1 protein-coding gene is annotated in these 1,503 nt (G+C 62.4%); it reads left to right on the forward strand.

Annotated features, from left to right (window positions below):
* Positions 1–234: 234 nt before the first annotated feature.
* Entirely contained in the window at positions 235–1,449 is a 1,215-nt protein-coding gene (locus tag ACWIFB_RS17280; protein ID WP_454058891.1) for an IS110 family transposase, read from the forward strand.
* Positions 1,450–1,503 lie beyond the last annotated feature (54 nt).

Here is a 1,503-nt window from a genome sequence, read left to right on the forward strand (position 1 = left end):
CCCGTTACCGTTATTGAACCTCCGGTGGTCGGAGGTCTGGTCGCTTGAGTGGGCATGGCTTTCTTGCCCTGCCATCAATGGTCCGGGGGGTGTTGCCACCTACTCGAGAGACACGCGTTGACCGCTGATAGGGACGCGGCCCGCCGAAGTGGCGAGGTCTCTTAGTAACGTGGGTGTCGGCATCGGGTGTCAAGACGGTGACCAGCAGGGATACTTCAGAAGGGAAGTATCACCATGTCCGAGAACTACGCCGTATTCGTGGGGTTGGACGTCGGTAAGAGCGCCCATCACGCTTGCGCTCTGGCCGAGGACGGCTCACGCCTGTACGACAAGCCGCTGGTCCAAGACGAAGTAGCACTGAAAGCTGTGTTCGAGAGCCTGCAGCAGCACGGGCCGGTGTTGATGATCGTCGATCAACCCAACACCATCGGCGCCTTGCCCGTGGCGGTCGCACGAGACTGCGGCTGCCAAGTCGCCTACCTGCCAGGATTGGCGATGCGCAAAGCTGCGGACCTGTATCCGGGACGGTCGAAAACCGATGCCCGGGACGCGTTCATCATCGCCGACACCGCACGGACCATGCCGCACACCCTGCGTGCCGTGGACCGGGACAGCGAGGTGCTCTCCGCATTGAAGATGCTCGCTGGATTCGACGACGACATCGCCCGTGACTGCACCCGGACCAAGAACCGGCTGCGCAGTGTCCTGACCCAGATCCACCCGGCACTCGAGCGGGTCTTCATCGGCGACATCCTGGCCAGAGCAGTCGTGTTGGACCTGCTCATGCACTACGGCGGCCCCACCAAGCTCGCAGCAGCCGGCCGAGGCCGGGTACTCAGGTGGGCCCGCAATCGGTCCAAGAAAGACCCCGTCGAGCTCGTCGATCGCATCTTCGCCGCCCTAGCCGAACAGACTGTCATCGTGCCCGGCACCGAGGCTGCAGAGCTGGTCATCCCGCAGCTCGCTGCGAACATCAAATCGCTTCAACAACAGCGGGAGACAATCGCCAGTCAGGTCGAGGGGATGCTCGATGAGTTCCCTCTTGCCGAGGTCTTGATCTCGATGCCCGGCATCGGAATCAAGACCGCCTCCAACATCCTGCTGGCCATCGGCGACTGCAGTGACTTCGCGACCGCATCGCACCTGGCTGCCTACGCCGGGATCGCCCCGGTCACCAGACGCAGCGGAACCTCCATCAAGGGAGAGTTCCCCGCTCGAAGCGGTAACAAACGGCTAAAGAACGCCATGTTCCGCAGCGCCTGGATCGCCAGCAACTGCCACGAACCATCACGGCGCTACTATCAGCGCAAACGTGCCGAAGGCAAGAAGCACAACGCCGCCGTCATGTGCCTGGCACGCCGCCGGAGCAACGTCATCTACGCCATGCTGACCAACCGCGAGTTCTACCGAGAACCACCAGCACCGACCAAAGTCGCCGCCGCAGCATAGAACCCTCGCATTCCGTCACCAAAACCCTTGACAATCACCATAGGGACACCCCCC

It is taken from the genome of Dietzia sp. NPDC055340 (assembly GCF_053645335.1).

Bases quoted from the DNA above. Each gene is read 5' to 3' on its own strand.
- ACWIFB_RS17280 (WP_454058891.1), top strand. From the start codon at position 235: ATGTCCGAGAACTACGCCGTATTCGTGGGGTTGGACGTCGGTAAGAGC.